This is a genomic window from Lysobacter sp. F6437 (assembly GCF_052547215.1).
The window spans coordinates 190,193-211,931 of the sequence record NZ_JBQWRB010000002.1; the positions used below are offsets into that span (position 1 = coordinate 190,193).

Annotated in this window: 23 protein-coding genes; 3 read left to right on the top strand and 20 right to left on the bottom strand. The window is 66.4% G+C overall.

Features of this window, described 5'->3' with window-relative positions:
* Positions 1 to 26 precede the first annotated feature (26 nt).
* Positions 27 to 569 (top strand): pseudouridine synthase, encoded by a 543-nt coding sequence (locus tag ACT9F5_RS09395; RefSeq protein WP_445119681.1) that lies wholly within the window; start codon positions 27 to 29, stop codon positions 567 to 569.
* A 161-nt stretch (positions 570 to 730) separates the two neighbouring features.
* A complete protein-coding gene (locus tag ACT9F5_RS09400) occupies positions 731 to 1,852 on the top strand; it encodes a response regulator (RefSeq protein WP_445119682.1) in 1,122 nt (373 codons plus the stop codon).
* Between the two features lie 35 nt (positions 1,853 to 1,887).
* On the opposite strand, the gene ACT9F5_RS09405 is transcribed toward ACT9F5_RS09400, so the two are convergent.
* Together ACT9F5_RS09405 and hrpB are read right to left on the bottom strand one after the other, a co-directional pair.
* Entirely contained in the window at positions 1,888 to 2,256 is a 369-nt protein-coding gene (locus ACT9F5_RS09405; RefSeq protein WP_445119683.1) for a hypothetical protein, read from the bottom strand.
* Positions 2,257 to 2,374: 118 nt separating this feature from the next.
* Positions 2,375 to 4,888, bottom strand: a complete 2,514-nt coding sequence (gene hrpB / locus ACT9F5_RS09410; protein WP_445119684.1) for an ATP-dependent helicase HrpB — start codon at positions 4,886 to 4,888, stop codon at positions 2,375 to 2,377.
* A gap of 230 nt (positions 4,889 to 5,118) precedes the next feature.
* Between hrpB and ACT9F5_RS09415 the strand changes: the two genes are divergently transcribed.
* Entirely contained in the window at positions 5,119 to 5,931 is an 813-nt protein-coding gene (locus ACT9F5_RS09415) for a TatD family hydrolase (RefSeq protein WP_445119685.1), read from the top strand.
* Between the two features lie 101 nt (positions 5,932 to 6,032).
* Here the strand turns inward: ACT9F5_RS09415 and ACT9F5_RS09420 are convergent, their stop codons facing one another.
* The 18 genes from ACT9F5_RS09420 to ACT9F5_RS09505 form a co-directional block, all read right to left on the bottom strand.
* Positions 6,033 to 6,530, bottom strand: a complete 498-nt coding sequence (locus ACT9F5_RS09420; protein WP_445119686.1) for a hypothetical protein — start codon at positions 6,528 to 6,530, stop codon at positions 6,033 to 6,035.
* Positions 6,531 to 6,587: 57 nt separating this feature from the next.
* A complete protein-coding gene (locus ACT9F5_RS09425) occupies positions 6,588 to 7,631 on the bottom strand; it encodes an OmpA family protein (protein WP_445119687.1) in 1,044 nt (347 codons plus the stop codon).
* A gap of 142 nt (positions 7,632 to 7,773) precedes the next feature.
* A complete protein-coding gene (locus ACT9F5_RS09430) occupies positions 7,774 to 8,820 on the bottom strand; it encodes an OmpA family protein (RefSeq protein ID WP_445119688.1) in 1,047 nt (348 codons plus the stop codon).
* 38 nt (positions 8,821 to 8,858) lie between these two features.
* Positions 8,859 to 9,518 (bottom strand): hypothetical protein, encoded by a 660-nt coding sequence (locus ACT9F5_RS09435; RefSeq protein ID WP_445119689.1) that lies wholly within the window; start codon positions 9,516 to 9,518, stop codon positions 8,859 to 8,861.
* A gap of 10 nt (positions 9,519 to 9,528) precedes the next feature.
* On the bottom strand, positions 9,529 to 10,236 hold the full coding sequence (locus ACT9F5_RS09440; RefSeq protein WP_445119690.1) for a TadE/TadG family type IV pilus assembly protein: 708 nt from the start codon (positions 10,234 to 10,236) through the stop codon (positions 9,529 to 9,531).
* A gap of 18 nt (positions 10,237 to 10,254) precedes the next feature.
* The gene (locus ACT9F5_RS09445; RefSeq protein WP_445119691.1) at positions 10,255 to 10,782 is read right to left on the bottom strand and encodes a tetratricopeptide repeat protein; all 528 of its coding nucleotides are present in this window, start codon (positions 10,780 to 10,782) and stop codon (positions 10,255 to 10,257) included.
* On the bottom strand, positions 10,779 to 11,093 hold the full coding sequence (locus tag ACT9F5_RS09450) for a DUF192 domain-containing protein (RefSeq protein ID WP_445119692.1): 315 nt from the start codon (positions 11,091 to 11,093) through the stop codon (positions 10,779 to 10,781). The genes ACT9F5_RS09445 and ACT9F5_RS09450 overlap by 4 nt, the downstream gene beginning before the upstream one ends.
* A gap of 35 nt (positions 11,094 to 11,128) precedes the next feature.
* Positions 11,129 to 12,016: a type II secretion system F family protein gene (locus ACT9F5_RS09455; protein WP_445119693.1), complete on the bottom strand. Its 888-nt coding sequence runs from the start codon at positions 12,014 to 12,016 to the stop codon at positions 11,129 to 11,131.
* A complete protein-coding gene (locus ACT9F5_RS09460; RefSeq protein WP_445119694.1) occupies positions 12,013 to 12,858 on the bottom strand; it encodes a type II secretion system F family protein in 846 nt (281 codons plus the stop codon). Before ACT9F5_RS09460 ends, ACT9F5_RS09455 begins: the two co-directional genes overlap by 4 nt.
* A 3-nt stretch (positions 12,859 to 12,861) precedes the next feature.
* Positions 12,862 to 14,583, bottom strand: coding sequence for an ATPase, T2SS/T4P/T4SS family (locus ACT9F5_RS09465; RefSeq protein WP_445119695.1), 1,722 nt, complete (start codon positions 14,581 to 14,583; stop codon positions 12,862 to 12,864).
* Between the two features lie 8 nt (positions 14,584 to 14,591).
* Entirely contained in the window at positions 14,592 to 15,902 is a 1,311-nt protein-coding gene (locus ACT9F5_RS09470; RefSeq protein ID WP_445119696.1) for a pilus assembly protein N-terminal domain-containing protein, read from the bottom strand.
* A 20-nt stretch (positions 15,903 to 15,922) separates the two neighbouring features.
* Entirely contained in the window at positions 15,923 to 16,714 is a 792-nt protein-coding gene (gene cpaB / locus ACT9F5_RS09475) for a Flp pilus assembly protein CpaB (protein ID WP_445119697.1), read from the bottom strand.
* Positions 16,715 to 16,744: 30 nt separating this feature from the next.
* The gene (locus tag ACT9F5_RS09480) at positions 16,745 to 16,987 is read right to left on the bottom strand and encodes a hypothetical protein (RefSeq protein WP_445119698.1); all 243 of its coding nucleotides are present in this window, start codon (positions 16,985 to 16,987) and stop codon (positions 16,745 to 16,747) included.
* Complete coding sequence (locus ACT9F5_RS09485) at positions 16,984 to 17,673, bottom strand: hypothetical protein (protein WP_445119699.1); 690 nt, start codon at positions 17,671 to 17,673, stop codon at positions 16,984 to 16,986. Before ACT9F5_RS09485 ends, ACT9F5_RS09480 begins: the two co-directional genes overlap by 4 nt.
* Positions 17,670 to 18,551 carry a TadE/TadG family type IV pilus assembly protein gene (locus tag ACT9F5_RS09490; RefSeq protein WP_445119700.1) on the bottom strand — a complete coding sequence of 294 codons (882 nt, stop codon included), beginning with the start codon at positions 18,549 to 18,551 and terminating at the stop codon, positions 17,670 to 17,672. The genes ACT9F5_RS09485 and ACT9F5_RS09490 overlap by 4 nt, the downstream gene beginning before the upstream one ends.
* 10 nt (positions 18,552 to 18,561) lie before the next feature.
* Entirely contained in the window at positions 18,562 to 19,401 is an 840-nt protein-coding gene (locus ACT9F5_RS09495; RefSeq protein WP_445119701.1) for a hypothetical protein, read from the bottom strand.
* Positions 19,398 to 20,963, bottom strand: a complete 1,566-nt coding sequence (locus ACT9F5_RS09500; protein WP_445119702.1) for a pilus assembly protein TadG-related protein — start codon at positions 20,961 to 20,963, stop codon at positions 19,398 to 19,400. Before ACT9F5_RS09500 ends, ACT9F5_RS09495 begins: the two co-directional genes overlap by 4 nt.
* 326 nt (positions 20,964 to 21,289) lie before the next feature.
* Positions 21,290 to 21,565 carry a pilus assembly protein gene (locus tag ACT9F5_RS09505; RefSeq protein WP_445119703.1) on the bottom strand — a complete coding sequence of 92 codons (276 nt, stop codon included), beginning with the start codon at positions 21,563 to 21,565 and terminating at the stop codon, positions 21,290 to 21,292.
* Positions 21,566 to 21,739: the final 174 nt, after the last annotated feature.

Genomic DNA, 21,739 nt, shown 5'->3' on the forward strand with positions numbered 1-21,739 from the left:
TGCTACAGGTCCCGTCCAACACCGCCATGCTGATCGCGTTCAACAAACCCTATGGCGTGCTGTGCCAGTTCACCGACCGCAGCGAGCCGCCGCGGCCGACGCTGGCCGGCTTCGGGCTGCCGCCGGGCGTGTACGCGGCCGGCCGGCTCGACCATGACAGCGAGGGCCTGCTGTTGCTGACCGACGACGGCGGCCTCGCCCACCGCCTGACCGACCCGCGCCACAAGCAGCCCAAGACCTACTGGGTGCAGGTCGAGGGCACGCCACGACCGGACCAGCTGGACGCGTTGCGGCGCGGGGTCGAACTGCGCGACGGCCGCACCCGGCCAGCCCTGGCCGAATCGATCGAACCGCCCGCACTGTGGCCGCGCGACCCGCCGGTGCGGTTCCGCAAGACCGTGCCGGACGCATGGCTGCAACTGGTGATCGGCGAAGGCCGCAACCGGCAGGTGCGGCGCATGACCGCGGCGGTCGGACTGCCGACGTTGCGGCTGGTGCGGGCCGGGATCGGTGGGCAGCGGCTCGACGGACTGGCGCCGGGCGAGTGGCGGATGTGCGTGCCCGGATGACCGATCGAACCTGCGCGCGGCGTGATGACTGTGTGAACGGTTCAGCCGGCGGCGGCAATCTCCGGACATAAAACACGGCGGACTCTGGTAGTTTCAAACCCGCATTCAGGATTTGATCCGGAGGCTTGGGGAAGGCCTTCGCCATTCGTGCACGGGACCCGATGAGCTCAACCGATACCGCCCTGGGCCGCATCCTCGTCGTCGACGACCAGGCCGCCAACCTGCGCGTCGTCAGCGCGCTGCTGACCCGCGAGGGCTACGACGTCATCACCGCGGCGAGTGGACCGGAGGCGCTGGAGTGCTACGCCAACGCGGTGCCGGACATGATCCTGCTCGACATGATGATGCCGGGCATGGACGGTTTCGAGGTGCTTGCCGCGCTGCGCGAGCAGGAACCGCCGTTGAACATCCCGGTGGTGTTCGTCACCGCGGCGCACGATCGCGACCTGCTGCTGCGCGCGTTCGACGCCGGCGTGGTCGATTACGTGACCAAGCCATTCCTGCCGGAGGAACTGCTGGCCCGGGTCAATGCGCACATCGGGCTCAAGCTCACCCGCGACCGACTGGAACGCGTCGCCCGCGAGCGCGAGGAACTGGTCAACCTGGTCGCGCACGATCTGAAGAACCCGCTGTCGAGCGTGCTGTTCGCCGCCGACATCATGCGCAACGACGGGTGCCGGCCCGAGCGCGTGCCGCGCTACCTGCAGATGATCCATGAGAGCGCCGATGACGCGCTGGGCTACATCCGTCATTACCTGGAAAGCCGCGCCGGCGCGATGCGCGAGCCCGGCGAAGACGCATGCGCCAATCTCGGCGAGGTCATGCAGTGGCTGGTGCAGCGCTACGAGATGCAGTTCGAGGCGCGCGGCGACCGGGTGCGGCTGTCGTTGCCGACGGAGGTCGCGCATGTCGCGATTGACGAGCGGGTGCTGCGCCAGCTTGGCGAGAACCTGGTGACCAATGCGATGAAGTACGCGCCCGGCGGCGAGTTGCTCCTGGCCGGACGCCCCGGCGCGCCGGGCTACTGGCAGCTGGTCGCGGCCGACCGCGGACCGGGCATCCCGAAGGCGCAACAGCGTGAGCTGTTCAAGCCGTTCACACGTCTGCAGCAACCCGAGGACGGGATTTCCAGCGGTCTCGGCCTGTCGCTGGCCAAGCAGATCGTCGTCAACGCCGGCGGCCACCTCTGGTACGAGGACCGCGAAGGCGGCGGCGCGAGTTTCGTGATCGAGTTGCCCGAGGCGGGACCGATGGCGGAGTGCGACCAGGTCGATCCGGCCTGATCGGCAGGCGTCGGTCCGGCGCCTCGTCTCAACTGTCAGTCAGAGCTGGGTGTCTTGGTCGCGGTGCGCTTGCGTGCGCTGGTCTTCCGCGGGCGCTCAGTGGCCGACGCTCGGCGCGCCTCGACCCGCTTGGCGCTGCCCTCGATCGGTGCGTCCGCGGCCTGCCGCTGCTTGCGCCGGGCGGCGTACCACAGCAGGCCGGCGCCGGCCGCGGTGGCGACCACGATTGCCGGGTTGCGGCGCACGAACGCGCCGGCGATGCGCGCGCCACCCTTGAGCGCGCCGAGCTTGGCGCCGGTCTCGAGCCAGCGGCCGGCGTTGGACGGCACCAGGTGCTTGATGCTGTCGCCGACGCGGTCGGCCAGTTCCAGCGCACGGTCGGGATAGGAGTCGAATCTGCTCATCGGGATGCCTTGTCGAATGCGGGCGGATGCAGCCAGTTTCTGCAAGCCGTCGTTGAAACCGCGTGAGCCCGACGTGCGGCAATCGGCTCGCAGCTGAATATCGCGCCGCGGCGGCGGATCAGGTGCCGCGTGGCTTGGCCCGGTGGGTGGCCTCGGCGGTCCACGGGTCGTCGGGCCAGGGGTGCTTCGGGTAGCGGCCCTTCATCTCCTTGCGCACCTCCGGGTAGGTTCGCTCCCAGAACCCGCGCAGGTCGCCGGTGACCTGCAGCGGCCGACCGCCGGGCGACAGCAGGTGCAGGGTCAGCGGCACCCGGCCGTCGGCGATGCGCGGGGTGTCGGCCAGGCCGAACAGTTCCTGCAGCTTGACCGCGAGCACCGGTGCCAGCGGCGCGCCGGTGGCGTCATCGAATGCGTAGGTGACCGGCCGCTCCAGCCCCGATGGCACGGCGATGCGGATCGGCGCGAGCGTGTCGATGCGCTGTCGCAGCGACCAGTCGACGGTGCCCTTGAGCGCTTCGGCCAGTTCGGTTTGCGACAGCGCGTCGAGTCGCGACTTGCCCGTCATCGCCGGCTGCAACCAGTGTTCGAGATGCGCCAGCAAGGCGGTGTCGGAGAGGTCCGGCAATCCCAGTTCCGGACACCATGCACGCAGGCAGCGCAGCCGCGCGCGCCATTGCCGCAGCGGCTCGCTCCACGGCAACGCGTCGAGGCCGAGCTGGCGCACCGCATCCACCAGTGCCTCGGCGTGGCGCGACCGGTCGGGCGCGGCGATCGGCTTGCGCTCCAGCACGATCTGGTCGAAGCGGCGCTCGCGCACGGCGTGGATGCGCTGGCGCCCGGCGTCCCACAGCACGCGGTCCTCGACGATGAAGCGATGCGGCCAGTCGCGCTCGAGCCGGGTCGGGTCGAGCGGCGCGGCGCGCAACACGGTCGAGTTGTTGCGCGGGCCCTGCGCGGCGCGCAGTTCGGTGACCAGCAGCCACGGTTCGCCGAACACTGCGCTGTCGTCGAACAGCCGGGCGCTGCGGCCATTGGCGAGCTGGTAGCGGTGGGGATCGGCCGGGTGCTGGCGTGCGATGCGGTCCGGGTAGGCGTGTGCAAGCAGGTCGCCGAGTTGATGCGCGGCGGCATCGACGGGAAGCGGCGCATCGAGGCGCAGGCGGCGGCGCCATTGCCGCGTGGCCTGGTCGATCGCGGCCAGTGCGCCACGCGACGCATCAGTCGGGACACGGCCCGACCGGAACGCGGCGAGCGCCTGCCAACGTTCGGCCAGCGCATCGCTGCGCGTGTGCAAGGGGTCGCGGGCTTCGACCAGCGCGGCGAGGTCGCAGGCGAGTACGCGTTCCCCGGGCGCGGCGGCGTCGGGCGCGAGCAGCATCGCCGCGAGTCGCGGATGCGTGCCGAGCGCGAGCATGCGCCGACCGGTGGCGGTGATGGCGCCGCCGTCGAGCGCGCCGAGTCGTTCAAGCAGTTCGCGTGCAGCGGCCATCGCACCCGGTGGCGGCGGGTCGGGGAAGCGCAGGTCGGCATCGCCCCAGGCCGCCAGCTCGAGCGCGAGGCCCGCCAGTTCGACCTGCGATATCTCCGGCCGGCGCTGCGGCTCCAGCCGTTGCGATTCTGGCCACAGGCGATACGCCCAACCGTCGGCGACACGACCGGCGCGACCGGCGCGCTGGTCGGCCGAGGCCTGCGCGATGTTGACCACGTCGAGCCGGCCGAAACCGCTGTTGGGGTCGTAGCGCGGCTCGCGCGCAAGCCCGCTGTCAATCACCACCCGCACGCCCGGCAGGGTCACGCTGGATTCGGCGACGTTGGTTGCGAGCACCACCCGGCGGCGTCCGTCGGGCCCGGGTTGGAGCACGCGTGATTGTTCCTCGACCGGCAGGTCGCCATGCAGGGCGAGCAGGTCGACGCCCTCCGGCAACTGCGCGAGTGCCTGCTGTGCGCGCGAGATCTCGCGGCGGCCCGGCAGGAACACCAGCAGGTCGCCGGGGTGTTCGGCCAGCGCATGCTCGACCGCGCGGCGGACCTGGTGCTCGAGCGGCTCATCGCGACGCGCCGGGAAGTGGCCGATGTCGACCGGATAGCTGCGGCCGGCGCTACCGAGTCGCGGCGCGTCGAGGAATTGCGCCAGCCGCTCGCCATCGAGCGTCGCCGACATCACCACGATCCGCAGGTCCTCGCGCAACGCGGCCTGCACGTCGAGCGCGAGTGCCAGGCCGAGGTCGGCGGCGAGATGGCGCTCGTGGAACTCGTCGAACACGATCGCGCCGACACCGTCCAGCGTCGGATCGTCCTGGATCATGCGGGTCAGGATGCCCTCGGTAACGACCTCGATCCGGGTCGCAGCGGATACCTGGTTGTCGAACCGGATGCGATAGCCGATGGTCTGCCCGACCGCCTCGTCCCGCTGCCGCGCCATGAACCGGGCCGCCGCGCGCGCCGCGACCCGGCGCGGTTCCAGCATGAGGATCCGGCGGCCGTCGAGCCACGGCGCGTCGAGCAGCGCCGGTGGCACCTGGGTGGTCTTTCCGGCGCCGGGTGGCGCCTCGAGCACGAGCCGCGGGTGCGCTTCGAGGCTATCGCGTATCCGCGGCAGCAGCTCGTCGATGGGGAATGTCGGGCGTTTCACCGGTGCAAGGATAGGTGACGAAAGCGGCCGCACGCTTTTGTAGGAGCGGTTTCAGCCGCGATCGGACAATCGGTCGCGCGCGCCGACTTCAGATCGCGGCTGAAGCCGCTCCTACGGCCCAAGGAAGTCCCGCGAGAGCCCCGACAGGGCGTCACCCCACCGAAGTCGGTGCCGTTGCCGTTGCCGGTGCCGTTGTCGTTGCCGCTGCCAGCCTCCCCTAAACTATCAGGATGGAATTGATCGACATCGGCGCCAACCTCACCCACGACTCCTTCGACCACGACCGCGACGCGGTGATGCAGCGCGCGCGCGACGCCGGCGTGGTGCAGATGGTGGTGACCGGCGCCAGCCGCGAGCACTCGCCGCAGGCGTTGAAACTGGCGCAGGCGCACCCCGGCGAACTCGTCGCCACCGCTGGCGTGCACCCGCACCACGCCAGCGAATACACCGCCGAATGCGACGCCGAGATGCGCGCCCTGCACGCGCACCCGGAGGTCGTGGCCGTCGGCGAATGCGGGCTCGACTACTTCCGTGACTTCTCGCCACGACCGGCGCAGCGCCGCGCGTTCGAGATGCAGTTGCAGATCGCCGTCGACCTCGCCGTCGATGGCGTGGGCAAGCCGCTGTTCCTGCACCAGCGCGATGCCCATGCCGACTTCATGTCGGTGATGCGCGGGTTCGACGGCCGGCTCGGGCCGGTGGTGGTGCACTGCTTCACCGGCAGTCGCAAGGAACTGTTCGACTACCTCGACCAGGACTGGCACATCGGCATCACCGGCTGGCTGTGCGACGAACGTCGCGGCCTGCACCTGCGCGAACTGGTGAAAAACATCCCGGCCAACCGGCTGATGATCGAGACCGATGCGCCGTACCTGTTGCCGCGCACGGTCAGGCCGGCACCGAGCCATCGGCGCAACGAGCCGATGTACCTGGCGCACATCGTCGAGGAGCTCGCGCGCGACCGCGGCGAGGACGTCGCGGTGACGGCGGCCAACAGCACCGCGACCGCGCGTGCGTTCTTCGGGCTGCCGCAGGCCCGGTAACCGGCGGCGCTGCGCCGTTGTGGTCGGCCGCCGTGCCGATGCCGTGGTGGCGCCGCGGACTCGCGCGCCGCGAGCGCCGTTACAGGTCCGCCGGAACCGGCTTACTTGCCCTGCATCCGAGCGGCCGCCGCCGCGGTCGCGTCTTCGATTTCCTTGCACGATGCGGCGACCTCCGCATCGGACATCGCATCCAGTTTCTGCTTGTTCTTGGCGTACTCGGCCTCGAACAGTGCATCGACCTGGGCATCGCTCAGGCCCAGATGCTGCCGCATCGGCAACTTGCCGACGGCCTCGCGGACGGCGGTGTCGTCGGTGCTGCCCGGCGCACAGGCCTCGCCCAGGGCCAGAAGACCGGCGCTCATGTTGACCATGCTGCGAAGCTGGTCCATCAGCGGGCCGGTCGGCAGGTCTACCGGCGCCGCCGTGGTTTCGGCGGCTTCGGTCGCGGCCTCATTTTCGGGCTGCGACGACTCCGCCACCGTGTCGGCCACGCCGGGATCACCCGCGGCGGAGTCGGTATCGGAAGGGCTGCAGGCGACCAGGGCCGAGGCGAGAGCAAGCCCAAGGATCGGGGCGATGGCGTTGCGGGAAATGGTCATGACGGACTTCCGTGTGAAACGTGGGATGAGGTGACCGTAACGCGTACGGTGACGGCGCTACAACTGGACCAGTTCGACCCGGCGGTTGCGGGCCTTGCCGTCTTCGGTCGCGTTGTCGGCCACCGGCTCGTCCTGCCCGAACCCCTTCGCCTGCAACCGCGAGCCGTCGATGCCACCGGCCGTCAGCGCCGCGACCACCGCCGCCGCACGTGCTTCCGACAGTTGCTGGTTGTGGGCGGCGTCGCCGGTGTTGTCGGTGTGGCCGTTGACCGACAGCTTCAGCGCCGGGTCGTCCTTCAGCAGCGTCACCACCTGTTCGATCTGCGGCCTGGAGGCGGGCAGGATCTCGGCCTTGTCGGTCGCGAAGTTGACCTGCAGCGCGACCTTGCCGGTGGTGTCGAGCTGTTGCTTGAGTTCACTGGCCGGCAGCAACGCGGACGTAGCCTCGAACGGCGCCGACTCGACCACCATCAACGAGCCGCTGGCGGTATTGCCCACGAAGTGCAGCCAGATATTGCGGTCTGGCTTGCGCACCAGCCAGGTGGCGACCTCGTCGTTGTAGATGTCGCCACGACCTTGCGAGTACTCCTGCCCGGCGTCCCACGCGTCGACGGTCTCCTGCGGCGGCTTGGACTCGGTGACCTTGACGCCGCCGGCCTGCTTGACCTGGTGGTCGAGGTTGCGGATCACCTCGAGCCGCGACCAGCCCTTTCCATCCGCGGCATGCACGAGCGTCTCGAAGATGCGGCCCTCGACCCACTCCAGCCGGTCGCCGGTCCACACCGCGACGCGGTCGAAGTCACGCACCGGTATCGGGTTGTTGGGGTTCTCGTAGCCGGTGGGCAGGGTGAAGTAGGGGAAGTCTCCCAGCGTGGCCTGCGACACCGAGGCGGACTCGATGTCGAAGCCGGTCGGTTCGGTCGGCGCGGCGGTTTCGGACACCGGTGCTTCGGCGGTGGTGGCCTGCGCCGCGGAATCGCCCTCGCGTTCGGCGGCATTATCGGCATCCCGGCCGGCATCCGCGTTCCGGTCGCCGCCACAGGCCGCGACTCCAGCCGAGAGCAGGGCGACCATCAGGGCATTTCGCAGGTTCGGGATCATTCGTACACTCCTTGAGTGGGTCCGGTCATGGGGTGTGGCTTCAAGCTGCCCGATCGTACGCGGCAGCGCGAACAATGCATCATCGAGTTCGCCCGGTCATCAACAGCTCGCTACAAGCGCACCCGCCGGATTGCTCGATGGTTCACGGCTGGCGATCCGGCACGGGTGCGATGGACACCAGTTCTACCCGGCGATTGGAAGCCCGGCCTTCGGCCGTCGAATTGTCGGCAACAGGCTGGGCCCGCCCCAGGCCGCGCGCCTCCAGCCGGCTGACGTCGGTTCCGAGCGCCCGGAGCTCCGCGACCACGGCTTCGGCGCGCAAGGTCGACAGCTCCTGGTTTCTCTCCGCAGTGCCGGTGTTGTCGGTATGCCCGTTCACGGATAAACGCAGGTTCGGCCTTTCGCGCAACAGGGCATCGATCTGCACCAGTTGGGGTTGTGAACCGGGCAGGATCTCGGCGCTGCCGCTCCTGAAATTGATCTGCACGGCGACCTTGCCCTTGTCGTCGATCGCCGCACTCAGGTCATCACTGGCGAGCACCTTCGCCTCGGGTTCGTCCGCCGCGGTTTCGGCGATCACCCACGCGCCGCCGATGCCGCCGTAGGTGCAGGCGTGCACCCAGATGTCCTTGTCCGTCCGGTGGACGACGTAGGTCCGCACCGGCTCGCTCGGCCAGCACAGGCCGTTGCTGAAATCGAGGGTGAACTCGCGCGTCAGCACGTCGGCGCTCGCGGCCGCGGGAATCACCATGTTGGTCAACTCGACTCCACCGGCTCCAACGATCATCTGGCGAATGCTTTTCTCCACCTCGATCGCGGAAAAGGTCTTGCCCTCCACGACGCGGATGTTGGCCTGGTGGATGCGGCCCTGCACGGCCACATAGTGGTCGCCCACCCAGAACGGGAACCGACCGACCTCGATCGTCGACGAGAGCTTGTCGTTGGTTACGTAGCCATCAGGCAAAGTGAAATAGGGAAAGTCGCCCAGCGGTGCGTCAGACAGCGGGACGCTGGCGATGTCGAACGCCGGCTCTTCCGGCGCCTGCTCCGCCTCTGGCGGGTCCGCTTCGGCAGGCTCGCCGCTCGCGGCCGGATCCTCCGGCGGCAGCGGCTCGCCACCACCACACCCAGTCATGGCGAACAGCATCACCATTGCAGCCAGGGTCGCGGACAGTGCGTGTTGCTTCATCTTGAATCCTTGATCGAAAGTCGTTCGTATCGCCGCGATCACCGGAACCGGGGCGGGGGCGTGTCATCCGGGACGGCGATGGTCTCCGGCAATTCGAAAAGCACGTCGGGCAACGGATCATGGGTTACCGACGCCGCGCGAAGTGCGCGGACCTCGTCCCGGTCATGCGTGCGCCCGCGGTAGGCCAGGATCACGCCCTCGGGATCGACCCAGAAGTCGCCGTCGCTGGTGCCCCCTGGTCCTCGCGCACCCGCGTTGCGGTAGCGCCAGCCGGTCGCCAGCACTCCACCCACGAAGCGCTCGCCCATCGGCTGGCAACGCAGACCGAGGTCCGCGCAGGGATCGTGCGGCTCGACCTGCAGTTCGTGGAATCCGGCACTGCCGACCGGCACCGCCAGTCCCTGTTCCAGGCTGACCAGCCAGCCTTTCCCGGTCGCGGCGTCATGCAACAGCATGCCGCGCTCCCCGTCCGGGCCGGCGAAATCGACCCGCACCGCATCACCCTTGAGATACACGGTGACCGGGAACTCCGCCGGTTCACCCCGGGGCCGGAACGGGTTGGCGCCCGTCATGACAGCCTGCATCCGCAGCGCCGGCTCATCCGGCACGGCGCCGGTCTGCAGTTCCTGCGCCGCCGCGACGCCTGCGATCGCCAGCCACAGGCCGAGCGCGCACCAGGAGCGGTTGAACCGGCTCACGCGGGGCGGCTCATGGCAGGTGCTTGGCCTGTTCGGCGTAGATCGGCGTTTGCATGCGGACGATGGCATGGGACTCGAGCGGAATGCGGAAATGACTGCCGCCGGACAATACCGGGTGCTTCATGTCGACGTTGGCGGGGTCAAGGAAACCGTCGCTCTTCACGTACTTGGAATCACCACGCATCACCCGGTCGACGAATGGGACGATCAGGGGATAATCGTAGGTCACCCGGATCTTCAGGATATTGGCGTCCTGCACGTTGACGCCGCCGGCACCGACGGTGCGGTCACGGAACGCGAGGTTGTCGTTGGGCAGTGCCGGCTTGCCGTTGTATTGGCGCTCGCTGAATTCATTCCAGCTGGCCTTGGACGGGCTGATGATTTCTATCTGCGCGTTGAGGATCATGTCCAGCTTGGCCTTGCCCCAAGCCTCGTACAAACCCGCGGCGCCGGTGCTGGTGGCATACAGCGGAGTCAGTCCGCGTGCGAGCCCGTCCTTCATTTCCTTGACCTTTGCTCCGTTGACCGCACCCGCGCGCGCCGCCATCAGGGTCGCGTAATCGAGCGTGTTCTTCGCGCGATAGACCAGCACCAGTTGGAATACCAGCAGTACCAGAAAAATGAAGGCCGGGACCACGATCAGGAATTCCGGCAGCGATTGACCGCGCTGCCTCGCGCTATGCGCCTTCGCGCATCTGGCCTGCATTGTCTGTTCCATGGCGGCCTCCGTGGCTGGTTAGCGATCGCCGGGGACGACCGGCGGGGCTGGACTCGCCCGAGGGGCGACAACGGGCAGTTCCGAGTCGGGGGCCTCATTGCCGGCGGCCCCGACGAGTGAAAAGACCGCGCTCGAAAGCCGCAGGCTTTCCTCGAAGACCGGCTTGCCGGCACGCGAGTTCTCCACGCCTTGGGCAAAAGACTGCTGCGCCTGGCGCAGCCGCACGATGCCGAGGTTGTGCCAGGCCCGCGCGTTCTCCGGGTCGAGTGCCAGCGTGCGACGGTAAGCAGCCGCGGCGGCGTGGTAGTCGCCGGTCCGTACCAGCGTATTGGCCAGTCGATACCAGTACGGCGATTCGTCCGGCATGGACCCGACCAGGGCCCGGTACAGCCGCGCGGCCAGTTCGTTGTCACCGGCGCGGTAGGCGTCGTCCGCCTGGCGGTCCATATCGACCAGCGCCGCAGGCTCCGCCTTGACCACCTGGTCGCCGCCAGCGCATCCGGAGACCGAAGCCAGCAGCACGATGATGATCGCCACGTGCTTCATGCCGCCCTCCATTCGAGGACGTCACCGGGCGTGATCGACAGCAGGCGTACAGCGCCTTCGTGCAGTTCCAGCGTGCTGCGTGCACCCTTCTGCAGGCACGCGCGCCACGGGCGGACGCGCTCGCGCGTGCCCAGCACGACCCCCGCCGCATCCAGGAACACGATGTCCAGCCCGTATGCCATGCCGATGGTGTGGATACTGCTGCACGGCGAGATCAGCAAGGCCTCGCTACCGTCGCTGGCGAGCGGCCGGCGAAACAGCAGCCCGCGCAGGCGCGACCACCATGACAGTGCCGCCATCGCACGCGGCACCAGACACTCCTCGCCACGGTGGAGGCTGCCCGGCTTCAAAGGATTCCGTCCTCGACCGCCTTCAAGTAGATGAAGTAGGCCAGCACGATGAAGACCAGCGGGAAGAAACAGGTGACCAGTGGCAACATCATCTTGACCGGTGCCTCCAATGCCAGCTTCTCGGCACGCAGGAAGCGCTCTTCGCGTCGTTGCATGGCCTGGGCCCGCAGGGTTTCGCCGAGGCTCGCGCCCACGCGGTCGGCCTGGATCAGTGCACTGGTGAAGCTGGAAATCTGCGCGATATCCATCCGGTCGGCAAGCCGCTTGAGGGCTTCGGAGCGCGGCAGTCCCGCGCGCAGGTCACGCAGCATGCGCGAGAACTCCTGGCCCAGGGGCCCGGCGGGCCCCTTGTGCACCGCCTGTTCGATCGCGCCGGTAATATTGAGGCCAGCCTCCACCGACATCGTGATGAAATCCAGGAAGATCGGAAGGTCGCGGATGACGCGCTTTTCCCGGGTCTTGCGCCGTTCGCTGAGCCACAGACTCGGATACAGCCATCCCAGCGGGACCCCGAAGGCCAGGCAGGCGATGAACGTGCCGATGCCGAAGTGCCCGAGCAGCGCCACCAGCAGCAGGAAGCAAAGCACCATCACCGCGCTGGAAACCACCCGCAGGCCTGCGAGTTCCTCGGGCGTTACGAGGTAGTCCTGGCCCGCCGCCTGCAACGCGCGATGGGATTTTTCGAGGGTGGCGGTCTTCAGGCGCGGACCGATGACGTGCGTGGCGGCATGCACCAGCGGCCAGATCATCTTCAGCCCGAACGGCAGCGGATCCTGGTAGTCGCGCGAATCCTCGGGGACTTCGCTGAGCATTCCGCGCGCGCCCATGAAGGCCAGGACGATGGCTGCAATGACGCACAGTGCGAGCAGGAGGAGCATCATCATATGTCGATCGTCATGATCTTGACGCACATCTTGTAGCCGATGTACTCGAGCACGGCACAGAAACCCAGGATGCCGTAACCCAGCCAGGTGTTGAACATCGGTTCGATCGTGGTCGGGTACATGAAGGCCAGGAAGGCGATGATCGCGGCCGGAAGCATCGCCATCACGATGCCCTGCAACTTGCCTTGCGATGTCAGCGCCTTGACCTTGTTTTCCATGATCAGGCGGCGACGCAGGGTGTCGGCCAGGGTCTTGAGGCTCTCGGCGAGGTTTCCGCCGACTTCGCGCGAAATCGACACCGCCGACACGAACAGCTGCACGTCGAGTATCGGCACGCGTTCGGCGAAGTGTTCAAGGGCATCCTCGGCGCGAACACCCAAGTGCTGCTCGCGCAGCACCAGCGCCAGTTCCTGTGCCAGTGGCGGGTAGCCGTCCTTGACCAGGCTTTCGAGCGCGGGCCCGAAACCGAGGCCGGCCTTCATGCTGCCGGCGAGCATCATCAGCGCATCGGGCATCTGCTCCTGGATCTTGTTGATCCGGCGCTGCTTGAGCCAGCGGTAGACCTTCTTGGGCAGAGTCGCCAGCAACACCGCAGCGACGATCACGACCAGCAGGTTGCCGGTGGCCAGCCACAGCACGATCGGCAGCACCAGCAGTACCGCGATATTGATGACGTACAGCCGCGCCGGGTCGACGAACAGGAACATGTCGGCGAGATTGACCCGGGCCTGCTCCATGAACGCCTGGTGGTAGCGTCCCATGAAGGCCTCGCCTTCGCGGGTGAAGTACACCCCTGCCAGCGCCATCGCCGCGAACGCGGTCAGTGCAATCAGCCAGATCATCGGTCAAAACCCTTCCGGTTCTTGCTTGCGGAATATCGACAGGTCGATCGCAACGCCACGGTCGGCCAGCTCCTCCATGAACTCCGGGATCGCGCCGGTCGCACCAAACTCCCCGACCACCTTGCCGTCGGGCCCGGAGTGCGAGCGCACCTTGTAGGTAAAGATGTCCTGCAGCTGGATCGTGCCGCTCTCGATGCCGGTCAGTTCGGTGATGTGGGTGACCTTGCGCGATCCGCACGGGAAGCGTCGTTGATGGACGATCATGTCCACCGCCGATGCCAGTTGCTCACGCACGACCGCCATCGGCAGCTCCATGCCCGCCATCAGCACCATCACTTCGATGCGCGAGATCGCATCGCGTGGCGAATTGGCGTGGGCGGTGGTCAGTGATCCCTCGTGGCCGGTATTCATGGCCTGAAGCATGTCGAGGGTTTCGCCACCGCGGCACTCGCCGACGACGATGCGGTCCGGCCGCATGCGCAGTGCGTTCTTCACCAGGTCGCGGATCGTGACCTGGCCCTTGCCTTCCAGGTTTGGCGGCCGCGCTTCAAGCGCCACCAGGTTGGGCTGCACCAGTTTCAGCTCGGCGGCATCCTCGATGGTGACGATGCGATCGCGGTCCGGGATGAAGTTGGACAGGATGTTCAGCAGCGTGGTCTTGCCCGAGCCGGTACCGCCGGTCACCACGATGTTCTTGCGCTCACGGACGGAGGTCTCCAGGAACGCAAGCATGCCTTCGTCGATCGACCCGTAGCCCAGCAGGTCGCTGCCTTCGAGTTTCTTCTTGGAGAACTTTCGGATGCTGATGCTGGGCCCGCGCAACGCGATCGGCGGGATGATCGCGTTGACACGCGAGCCGTCCTTGAGGCGCGCATCGACCATAGGCGAGCTTTCGTCGATCCGGCGTCCCAGCGGCGCGACGATGCGCTCGATCGCCGAGAGCACCGCACGGTCGTTGGTGAAGTACACCGGCGATCGCTCGATCTTGCCGGCGCGTTCGATGTAGATCTGGTCATGCGCGTTGACCATGATCTCGGTGACCGTGTTGTCATCGATCAGGGCCTCAAGCGGACCGAGTCCGATCGCTTCGTCCAGCACCTGCTTAGCCAGCATCCGCCGGTTGATCGCCTTGGGAAGGTCCGCGTATTCCTTGTCGATGACGTCTTCGATCAGGGCGGAAGTCTTCTCGCGCAGTGCCTGCTCGTCGAGGCTGCGCACATCCAGCCGGCGCAGGTCCATCTGCCGGACCAGCGATGCGTGGACCCGTTCACGCCAGGCGACGATGTCCGGCGGAATGTCGGCCGTGGTCGCGAGTTCGCGCGAGGCAGACTCCGGCACCGGTTCCGGCTGCGACGGCGGCGGTGCCGGCTGCGCGGTCCCGGCCGGTGACGGTCTGGCGGGTGCGACCTCGCCATTGGTCTGGCCACGGCCCGAATCGGAGAAGATCCGCAGCCGGTAGTCGCCAATCTCGACGATGTCGGTGTTGCCGATGGGACCCTGCAGGTCCGTGATGGCCTTGCCATTGATGCGCACCGACGCGCGGCCGCCGGTCGCCTCGATGAACAGCCCGTTGTCCAGCGCGCGGATGGACGCATGGTGCTTGGAGATGCTCCATCCCTGCAGGATCACCAGATTGTCCTCGCCCCGCCCGATCCCGCATTCGTTGTGCAGGCAGCGGACTTTCCGCGGCTCGCTTCGGGGTGCCTCGACTACGACGTTGAACATGTTCTTGCTCAGTCAAAGATGTCCGTGCCGATCGTCTTCTCGAAATCCTCGAGCATGCGGTTGCTCTTCTGGATCGCATCGATGTTGGCAGGATGGTCTGGATAGATGATGCGTGGGGTCACGAAAACGACCAGGTCGGTACGCCCGGCCTGGAAGCTGTCGGACCGGAACAGCCGGCCAAGGATGGGGATATTGGCCAACCCGGGTATACCGGTGAGGCCCTTGTTTCCCTCGATGTCCACCAACCCGGAAATGACCATGGTCTGCCCGGACTCGACATTGAGTTCGGTCTCGGCGCGCCTGGTCAGGAATCCTGGAATGCCCTCCACCGTCACCGTCGGGTCGATCTTGCTGACTTCGGTCATGACCGTGGTCGAAATCTCGTCATTGCTGTTCACCACCGGAGCGATGTTGAGCTTGATGCCGTATTCCTTGAACTCCACGCTGGTCTGGCCGAAGCCGCCCACCAGCGGGATCGGTACCTCGCCACCCGCCAGGAAGCTCGCGGTGCCGCCGCTGCGCGCGCTCAATTGGGGAGAAGCCAGCTCATAGGCATCGCCGTTCTGCGTCAGCAGGTTGATCCGCGAGGTGATCGAGGTCGCGATCCCGAAGGCGGTCTCGACCGGATTGGCCATTGGTCCGAACACGTCGTCGTCGAAAGGGCTGCCTTCCGGTAGAACACGAAAATCCGAGGACGACGAGTCGTAGCGCAACCCGGCATTGGGACCGTCGATGACGCTGTCCCAGCGGATGCCGAGCTCGCGAAGCGCATCGGTCTTGAACTCCATGATCCGCACGTCCATCAGGACCATCGGCTGCATGCTGACGAGGTCGGCGCTGCTGAGGTCCACGACCAGCGGAAAGGTCTTCTTGATCACTTCCAGGCGTTGTGCTTCCAGCGCGGTCAGCTCGCCGGATACCACGACCTTGCCACCGATGTCGGTGATCGTCGCCGCCGAGTCCGGCCCGAGCATCTCGCGCACCGAGGCCGCGGTGGCGTTCGGGTTGGGACCGCTCACGTGGACCTTGATATCGCGCTGGCCACCGTCCTCGTACCACAGGTGCAGGGTGGTGAAGCCGCTCGCGGCGGCACCGGCGATGACCACCAGTTGCCGCTTCTCGATCGTGGTGACCTCGATCAGGTCGCCGTTGCCCACCGCGACCCGGGCCAACGGCCGGTTGCTGTTGAAGACCATCACCTGGCCGCCATACATGTCCAGCTGGCTGGGTAACGCAGTGCTTTGTGCTTTCGACACCCCCATTGCGGAAACCATCAGGAAAAACGCGAGAGCAAACTTGACGAACTTGTCCATGTGCATTGGCTATAGGTATCCGATGGTTACTTGCCGCCGCCGATGATGTATTCGACGTCGTCGATGCCGAGGCCCCCGAAGGTCGACATCAGCGCTTTTTCGGTCAGGCCGTCCAGGCCGAACGGTGTGCGGTCCTCGATGTTGCGCAGGAGCACGCGAAGGTCACCGGTCTTCTGGCCCACGGTAAGCCGCTCGGCCTGGTCCGGATCCAGCTCCAGGGTGATGCTCGAGAACGCCACGTTGTCCTGCCCGGGAAGCGCCTCCCCAACCCGCGAGCCGGTAGCAAGCACGATGACGTTTTCCAGCAGTGGCACCACGCGCTCGCCCTGGTCGGCGGCGGGCCCCGCACTTTCCTCGTCGGCTTCGTAGGTCAGCAGGATGTCGACGCTATCCCCCGGCGAGATCATTCCCGACAGCGAGTTGTTCTCGTTGACGGAAAGCGTGTAGCCCACCTTGCCCGGCACGACCACCCGCGAGAACTGGTTGTACAGCGGCACCAACGCGCTGGCGCTCAGCGGTGCACCGCTCTTGATCGGTGCACGTGCCATGCGCCCAAGGTATTGCCCGTAGTCCTCGACGGTGACGGCATCGGCCGGGATGAAGTCGGTCGGGACCGACCGCGTGACCAGGTCCTCCTCTGTCACCGTCTCGCCCACTGCCACGTCATGCGCCGCGACGACCACCTGCGCCTCGGCCACGACCACCCGCGCCGCCGCCGTCGCCTCTTCCACGCGTTCGCGTACATAGCTCACGCTGAGAAGTGCGGCGACCAGCCCAAGCAGGATCGCCGCGCCGAGGAAGACGGCGTTCTTGTTCAATTTCGGTAAAGCCACGTGCAGCCCCCTGCGTCAGTCGGGTGTTGGAAAAGTCATGGACAAGGCAAAACTGAAGGACTCGTAGACTTCCTTGATCGCGTCCATCAGTTGCGCAATCTGGTTTTCCTGCGAGATCAGGACGATGACCGCGAGGAAGGTGACGATGCTGTACTCGATGATCGCGCTGCCGCGCTGACCGGCTACACCGGAAAAGCCCCCGTTGCGCCCGACCACCCTGCAATGCCGCGCAACGCCCCTATTCGCCTGTACCGTCATTCGATGTTCACCACTATCTGGGTGGTCGCCGCCTGTTGCCTTTGCAGCGTAAGGGCGATTTTTTCCCCATCGTCCTTCTCGAACATGGCCACGCACGATCGCGACACCATCGAACATGGGCGGCTCTTCTGAAGTTTCCAGCCCTGCCCGCGCATCCGTTGTGCGTAGTACTGGTAGTTCTGGAACGGCGACAGCGTGTTGGTCATCCCCAGGGTGCGGCTCTTGTCGGCCGTGTCGTAGTAGATGATGTCGTTGAACACTTCCGTGCCGGGCGGCTTGTCGAATCCATCGCCCATCACGTACTCGATTTTTTCCCGGGGCAGTTTCGAGGTGCCGATGATCCCCTCGGTCGCGCCGCCCGCGGAAACCAGCGAAATGGTGGTCATGAAGTCACCTTCGGCGTGGCCGATGACGGTCTTTCCGCCCATCTGGTTGACCACGTGGTCCGGCCACTTCCGCTTGTAGAACTCGATCACGTCGGCGAGGGGTTGGGTGGTCGCGAACTGACTGGCACGCATGTCCACGCCGTTGTTCTTCATGTGGCCGGTGACCAGTTCGCCCGCGCTGCTGGACGGCAACGGCACTTCCGGCCAGTCGATCCCGGGACCGGCAAGCGCAACCGCGCAGGTGACCTGCGCAAGCGCAAGCACCATCCTCCCCGCCGCACGCAACTGCTGACGCTTCAAGGCGATTCCTCGTACGCCTGCAGGCGGTCATGCGGTACCACGTCGACGACATCCTGGCCGTAGCCCGGACGCAATTTTGCGACCGCTCCGAGCACCGGGATGATCTCCAAAGCCTCCAGACCATCGAGCGTATCGCCCATGAAGTCGAGGTTGCTGCCTGGTGCCAGCGTCCTGACCTGCTCCCAGACACTGCGTTCGTGTCCTTCGGAGGCGGCGCCCTCGATGCCGTTGCCGGCGGCGTTCCAGGTGTCCACCAACAACGTATGCGAGGCCTTGAACTCCAGACCGATGTTGTCCAGCGGCGCCAGGTAGGTCGCCGACCCCCCATTGGCCGTCCTCAGGTCACGGGCCTTGACCACCAGTTCAGAGGTCACCAATCCGCGTTCCTCACCCGGCGGGAAGCCACCCGGCAACCAGTCGGGGATGAAGCCGGTGACCTTCTCCATCAGTCCGGCCTGTTCTTCGAACTTGTACGGCTGCAGTTGGATGTCACTGCGCTCGACCAGCGGTTGGTCGGAGAAAGTGTTCAGCAGGGTGTCTCCCAGGCGGGCCTGGCTGTCCTGACCATCAGCCACCGCGGACTTGATGGGTGCATCGGCAGTGTTGAAGTAGCGATCCATCAACAATTGCCGCTGCTGCTGCACATCAAGAGTCGACGTCTTGTAGTCCTGGGTAACGGTGGCCGTCCATGCCGCCCCCCGCGCAGCTTGCTGGGTGGCCTGGCGCAAGTGTGCGTACTTGGCGAGCATGGGGACCAGCAGGAACAGCGGAACCAGTACGGCAGCGAGGATGGCCATCTCCGCCAGGGCTTGGCCACGCTGCAGGCGCGCCGACCGCGGTGCGTTTCCGGATGCCCCGGCGGACACGGTGTGATTCACGGCCACCCTCCTATCGACCCGGGCCGGAGCCGGCCGCGGGCGACTCCGCCGCGGGCTGCATCGCTTCGTCGTCGAAATCCGCACCAACGATGAACTGTTTCGTCGTCACCCGATGCTGGCCGCGGGGACCGGGTTCCTGCTGCAAAACGATGGCATGCAACAGGTGGTCGACGTTGTCGACGAGCAGCGGTCCGGGAGGGACGCCGAAACCCCACTCCGAACCGCCGGACCACACGCACGAACTGCCGACTCCGTCGGCGCCCTCGCGGCGCACGCAAGGCTCACCCAGAATCGCATCGGGTTCCGGCGTCGTGGTGGAGTCAGGATTTGCCTCTTCCGTGGAGGCCACGCCACGATCCAGGATATGCGCCGCCGGTGCCGTCGACCGGCTCGTCTCTCCGGTATCCAGTTCCAGCGTCGTGGTCTGGTCGGCGTCGAGATAGACATGCACGCCACCGCGCGTGAGGTTGAACTCGCAGAGTTGGCCGCTCTGCAGCGAACCGCTGGTGTAGTTGAACTCCTCCCGACGATAGGCCGCCCGGTCGGACTTGATCCAGCGCTGCAGGCGCATCGTGCCAACCTTGGCCAGCTCCTCTTCAGTGAGCGCGCGCGTCAGCTTGCCGGCCTCCTGGCAACCCTGCAGTGCGAACTCGTAGTTTCGACGAAGCTGGTTGCGACCATCATCGAGGATCTCGATCTGCTGATCGATGTAGATCGGCGGCATCGACCCCGTAGACGCCGGCACGCCGGCATCGGCACCCGCAGCGGTGCTGTCACCGGGATCGGCGCCGTCCGCACCACAGGCGGCCAGAAGCATGAGTACGCCGGCAGCCAGGCCAACGCGGGTCATGGCGCGCCCACCAGGCTCGAGATGCCCGCGGCCAGATACAGCTCGCTGGGCGTGTCGACCAGGCGCGCTTGCCAATAGGGACTGAACAGGCTGCCCTTCTCCAGTTGCCCGTCGTTGACCGGCTCCCCGTTCCACTCCTTGGGCACTAAGCGCTGGAACAGCGACTGGCGGTCGGCGGGTGGCCGGTTGAAATAGGCCTGGGCCGTGGAGATCGCGGTGATCCGGTCATTGGCCATGTCGTTCTTGAGCTCAAGGGCGCCGCCGGCCGGTCCGCCGATGCCGTCGATGTCCTCGCTGGTCCTCGCGTCCTTCCGGTCGCTGTAGATGTAGACCGTGAACATCGGGCCGGCCTCCTTGCCCTCCGGCTGCTGCGCGTACTTGTCCTTGACGTCCTGGTAGGGCTGCAGGCCCTGGTAGCCCTCGAAATAGGCGTCGCGCTTCTTGGTCAGGCTGTTGCTCGCGCCCCACAGTCCCGGCGTGTTGACCGATGGATAGTCGTCGGCGAGGTTGGCGGTGTTGCCGCGTGAGCCGCCATAGGGTTCGTAGGTGGGTTGGCCCGAGTGGCCCTGCGCGTACCAGCCTTCCCCGCCGTGCTCACCGCTCTGGATGCCGGGAAGGAAGCTGGGCAGTGTCTTGCGGCTGTTCACCGCCTGCGCGCCACCCCAGCCGAGCGGCATGTCCATGTCGCTCAGCGGGTACGGCAGGTTGATCTCGATGAACATCGTGTCCATGCCGGCCCAACGCTCGTAGTCGACCATGTCGGTGCCGCCCCAGGTGCCGATCTCGGCAAGCCAGAAGTCGAGGTTCTGGCCGCGGTCGGCGGAGAACTCGTCACGCGAAGCCATCACCACGTTGCGGAACCGCTCCATGCCCGCGCCGCCATCCTTGTCCTTGCTGTAGCCGGCCAGGAAACTCTCACCCAGCGTGCCGCGGGTGGTTGCGTTTTCCAGTTGCTTGATCAGCAGGGCCTTGCCGACCAGGTCGAACTTGGCGGTCGGGTCGTTTCTTTCGACCACGTCGGTGGCAATGAGATATCCGTCCACGCCGCCGACGTAATTGAGCACCGCCTCGGTGGCGGTGGCGAAGACGCCATTGAGGGCACTCAGGGCCTCGACCAGGCCACCTTTCATACCCGGAATGAGCCCCCCGACCGTGATCACTTTGTGATAGACATTGCGGCCCTGGGCGACGATCTTCTCGGCCACCTGATATGCCTTCGCTACCGCTTGCAGGAACGGCGCGGCGGGAGATAGCACCACCGAGGCAGCGGCGATCCCCGCCAGGTAGGTGAACAGGTTGTAGCCCACCAATGTGTGCGTGTGCAGCATGTTGCTCCACGACCACAGGCTCACCATCTGGGCGATCGCGACTTCATTCGCAACCCGTGCGCGATTCATATACGCGGAGAAATTGAGCGCCTTGGCTTCCTGCACGGCCACGCTGTAAGCCGCGGCGTCGGCGGTATTGACCAGCTGTACCTTCTTGTTAATGCTCTGGCCGGTGTCGAACATCAGGATCAGGCCGAGGCAAAGCACGCCCGACAGCACCAGGAACAGCACCATGGCCTGCCCGCGAACACGCGCGGAACCCGAGCGCCGCATGCCGCCGGATTGAATGGTACGAAGACGCGTGATGTCCATCGACGCTCAGCCCCTGGAAAACGTTTGATCCGTCAGCGTCCGGTCCGCCCGACCGCCGGAGAACGGACGCTGTACTCCGTCACCCCGGCCCGATCGGTCGACTGGATCACGTCGAATGACGGCGTGCGTGGAGATCCGGATTGAATGTGGGTGTCCGTTGCCGTTGTGCGTCCCACCGGATACCGGTGAGAGCCGCCGGCAGTGCAAACGGCCCGCACAGACTCACGCCTGCGCGGGCCGGAGCGGCATCAGCGCGCGTTGTCGTTCTGGTAGTTGCCGAGGCCCTTGTTGTCCTTGCCTTCCGCCTCGGCTTTCTTCGAGGCTGCCTGCGCCTTCTGGATCGAAGAGCTCGCGGTTTCGCCGCTCAGCTCCCGCGCCATGCCACCGACCTGGGAGCGGACCGTGCCGCCAAAGAAGGTGAAGACCGCGATGGCCGCAATGGCGATCAGGGCGGTGATGATGATGTATTCGGTCATGCCCTGACCGAGCTGACGATTGCCGAAACGGCGCTGTTTGATCTGCATGCGTTAATCCTCTTCCCTGTTTCGTTGCTGACTGGAATGCGTGGTTGGTCTGGAACAGGCCCCCCTGGGGACCAACGAGCCTTCCCGGCACATGACGCAACACGTCACTGATTGCCCAGGAAGGACACGCCGAACCCTAGCTTGCAGGTGTGACTGTTTCAAGACCCTGCCGCA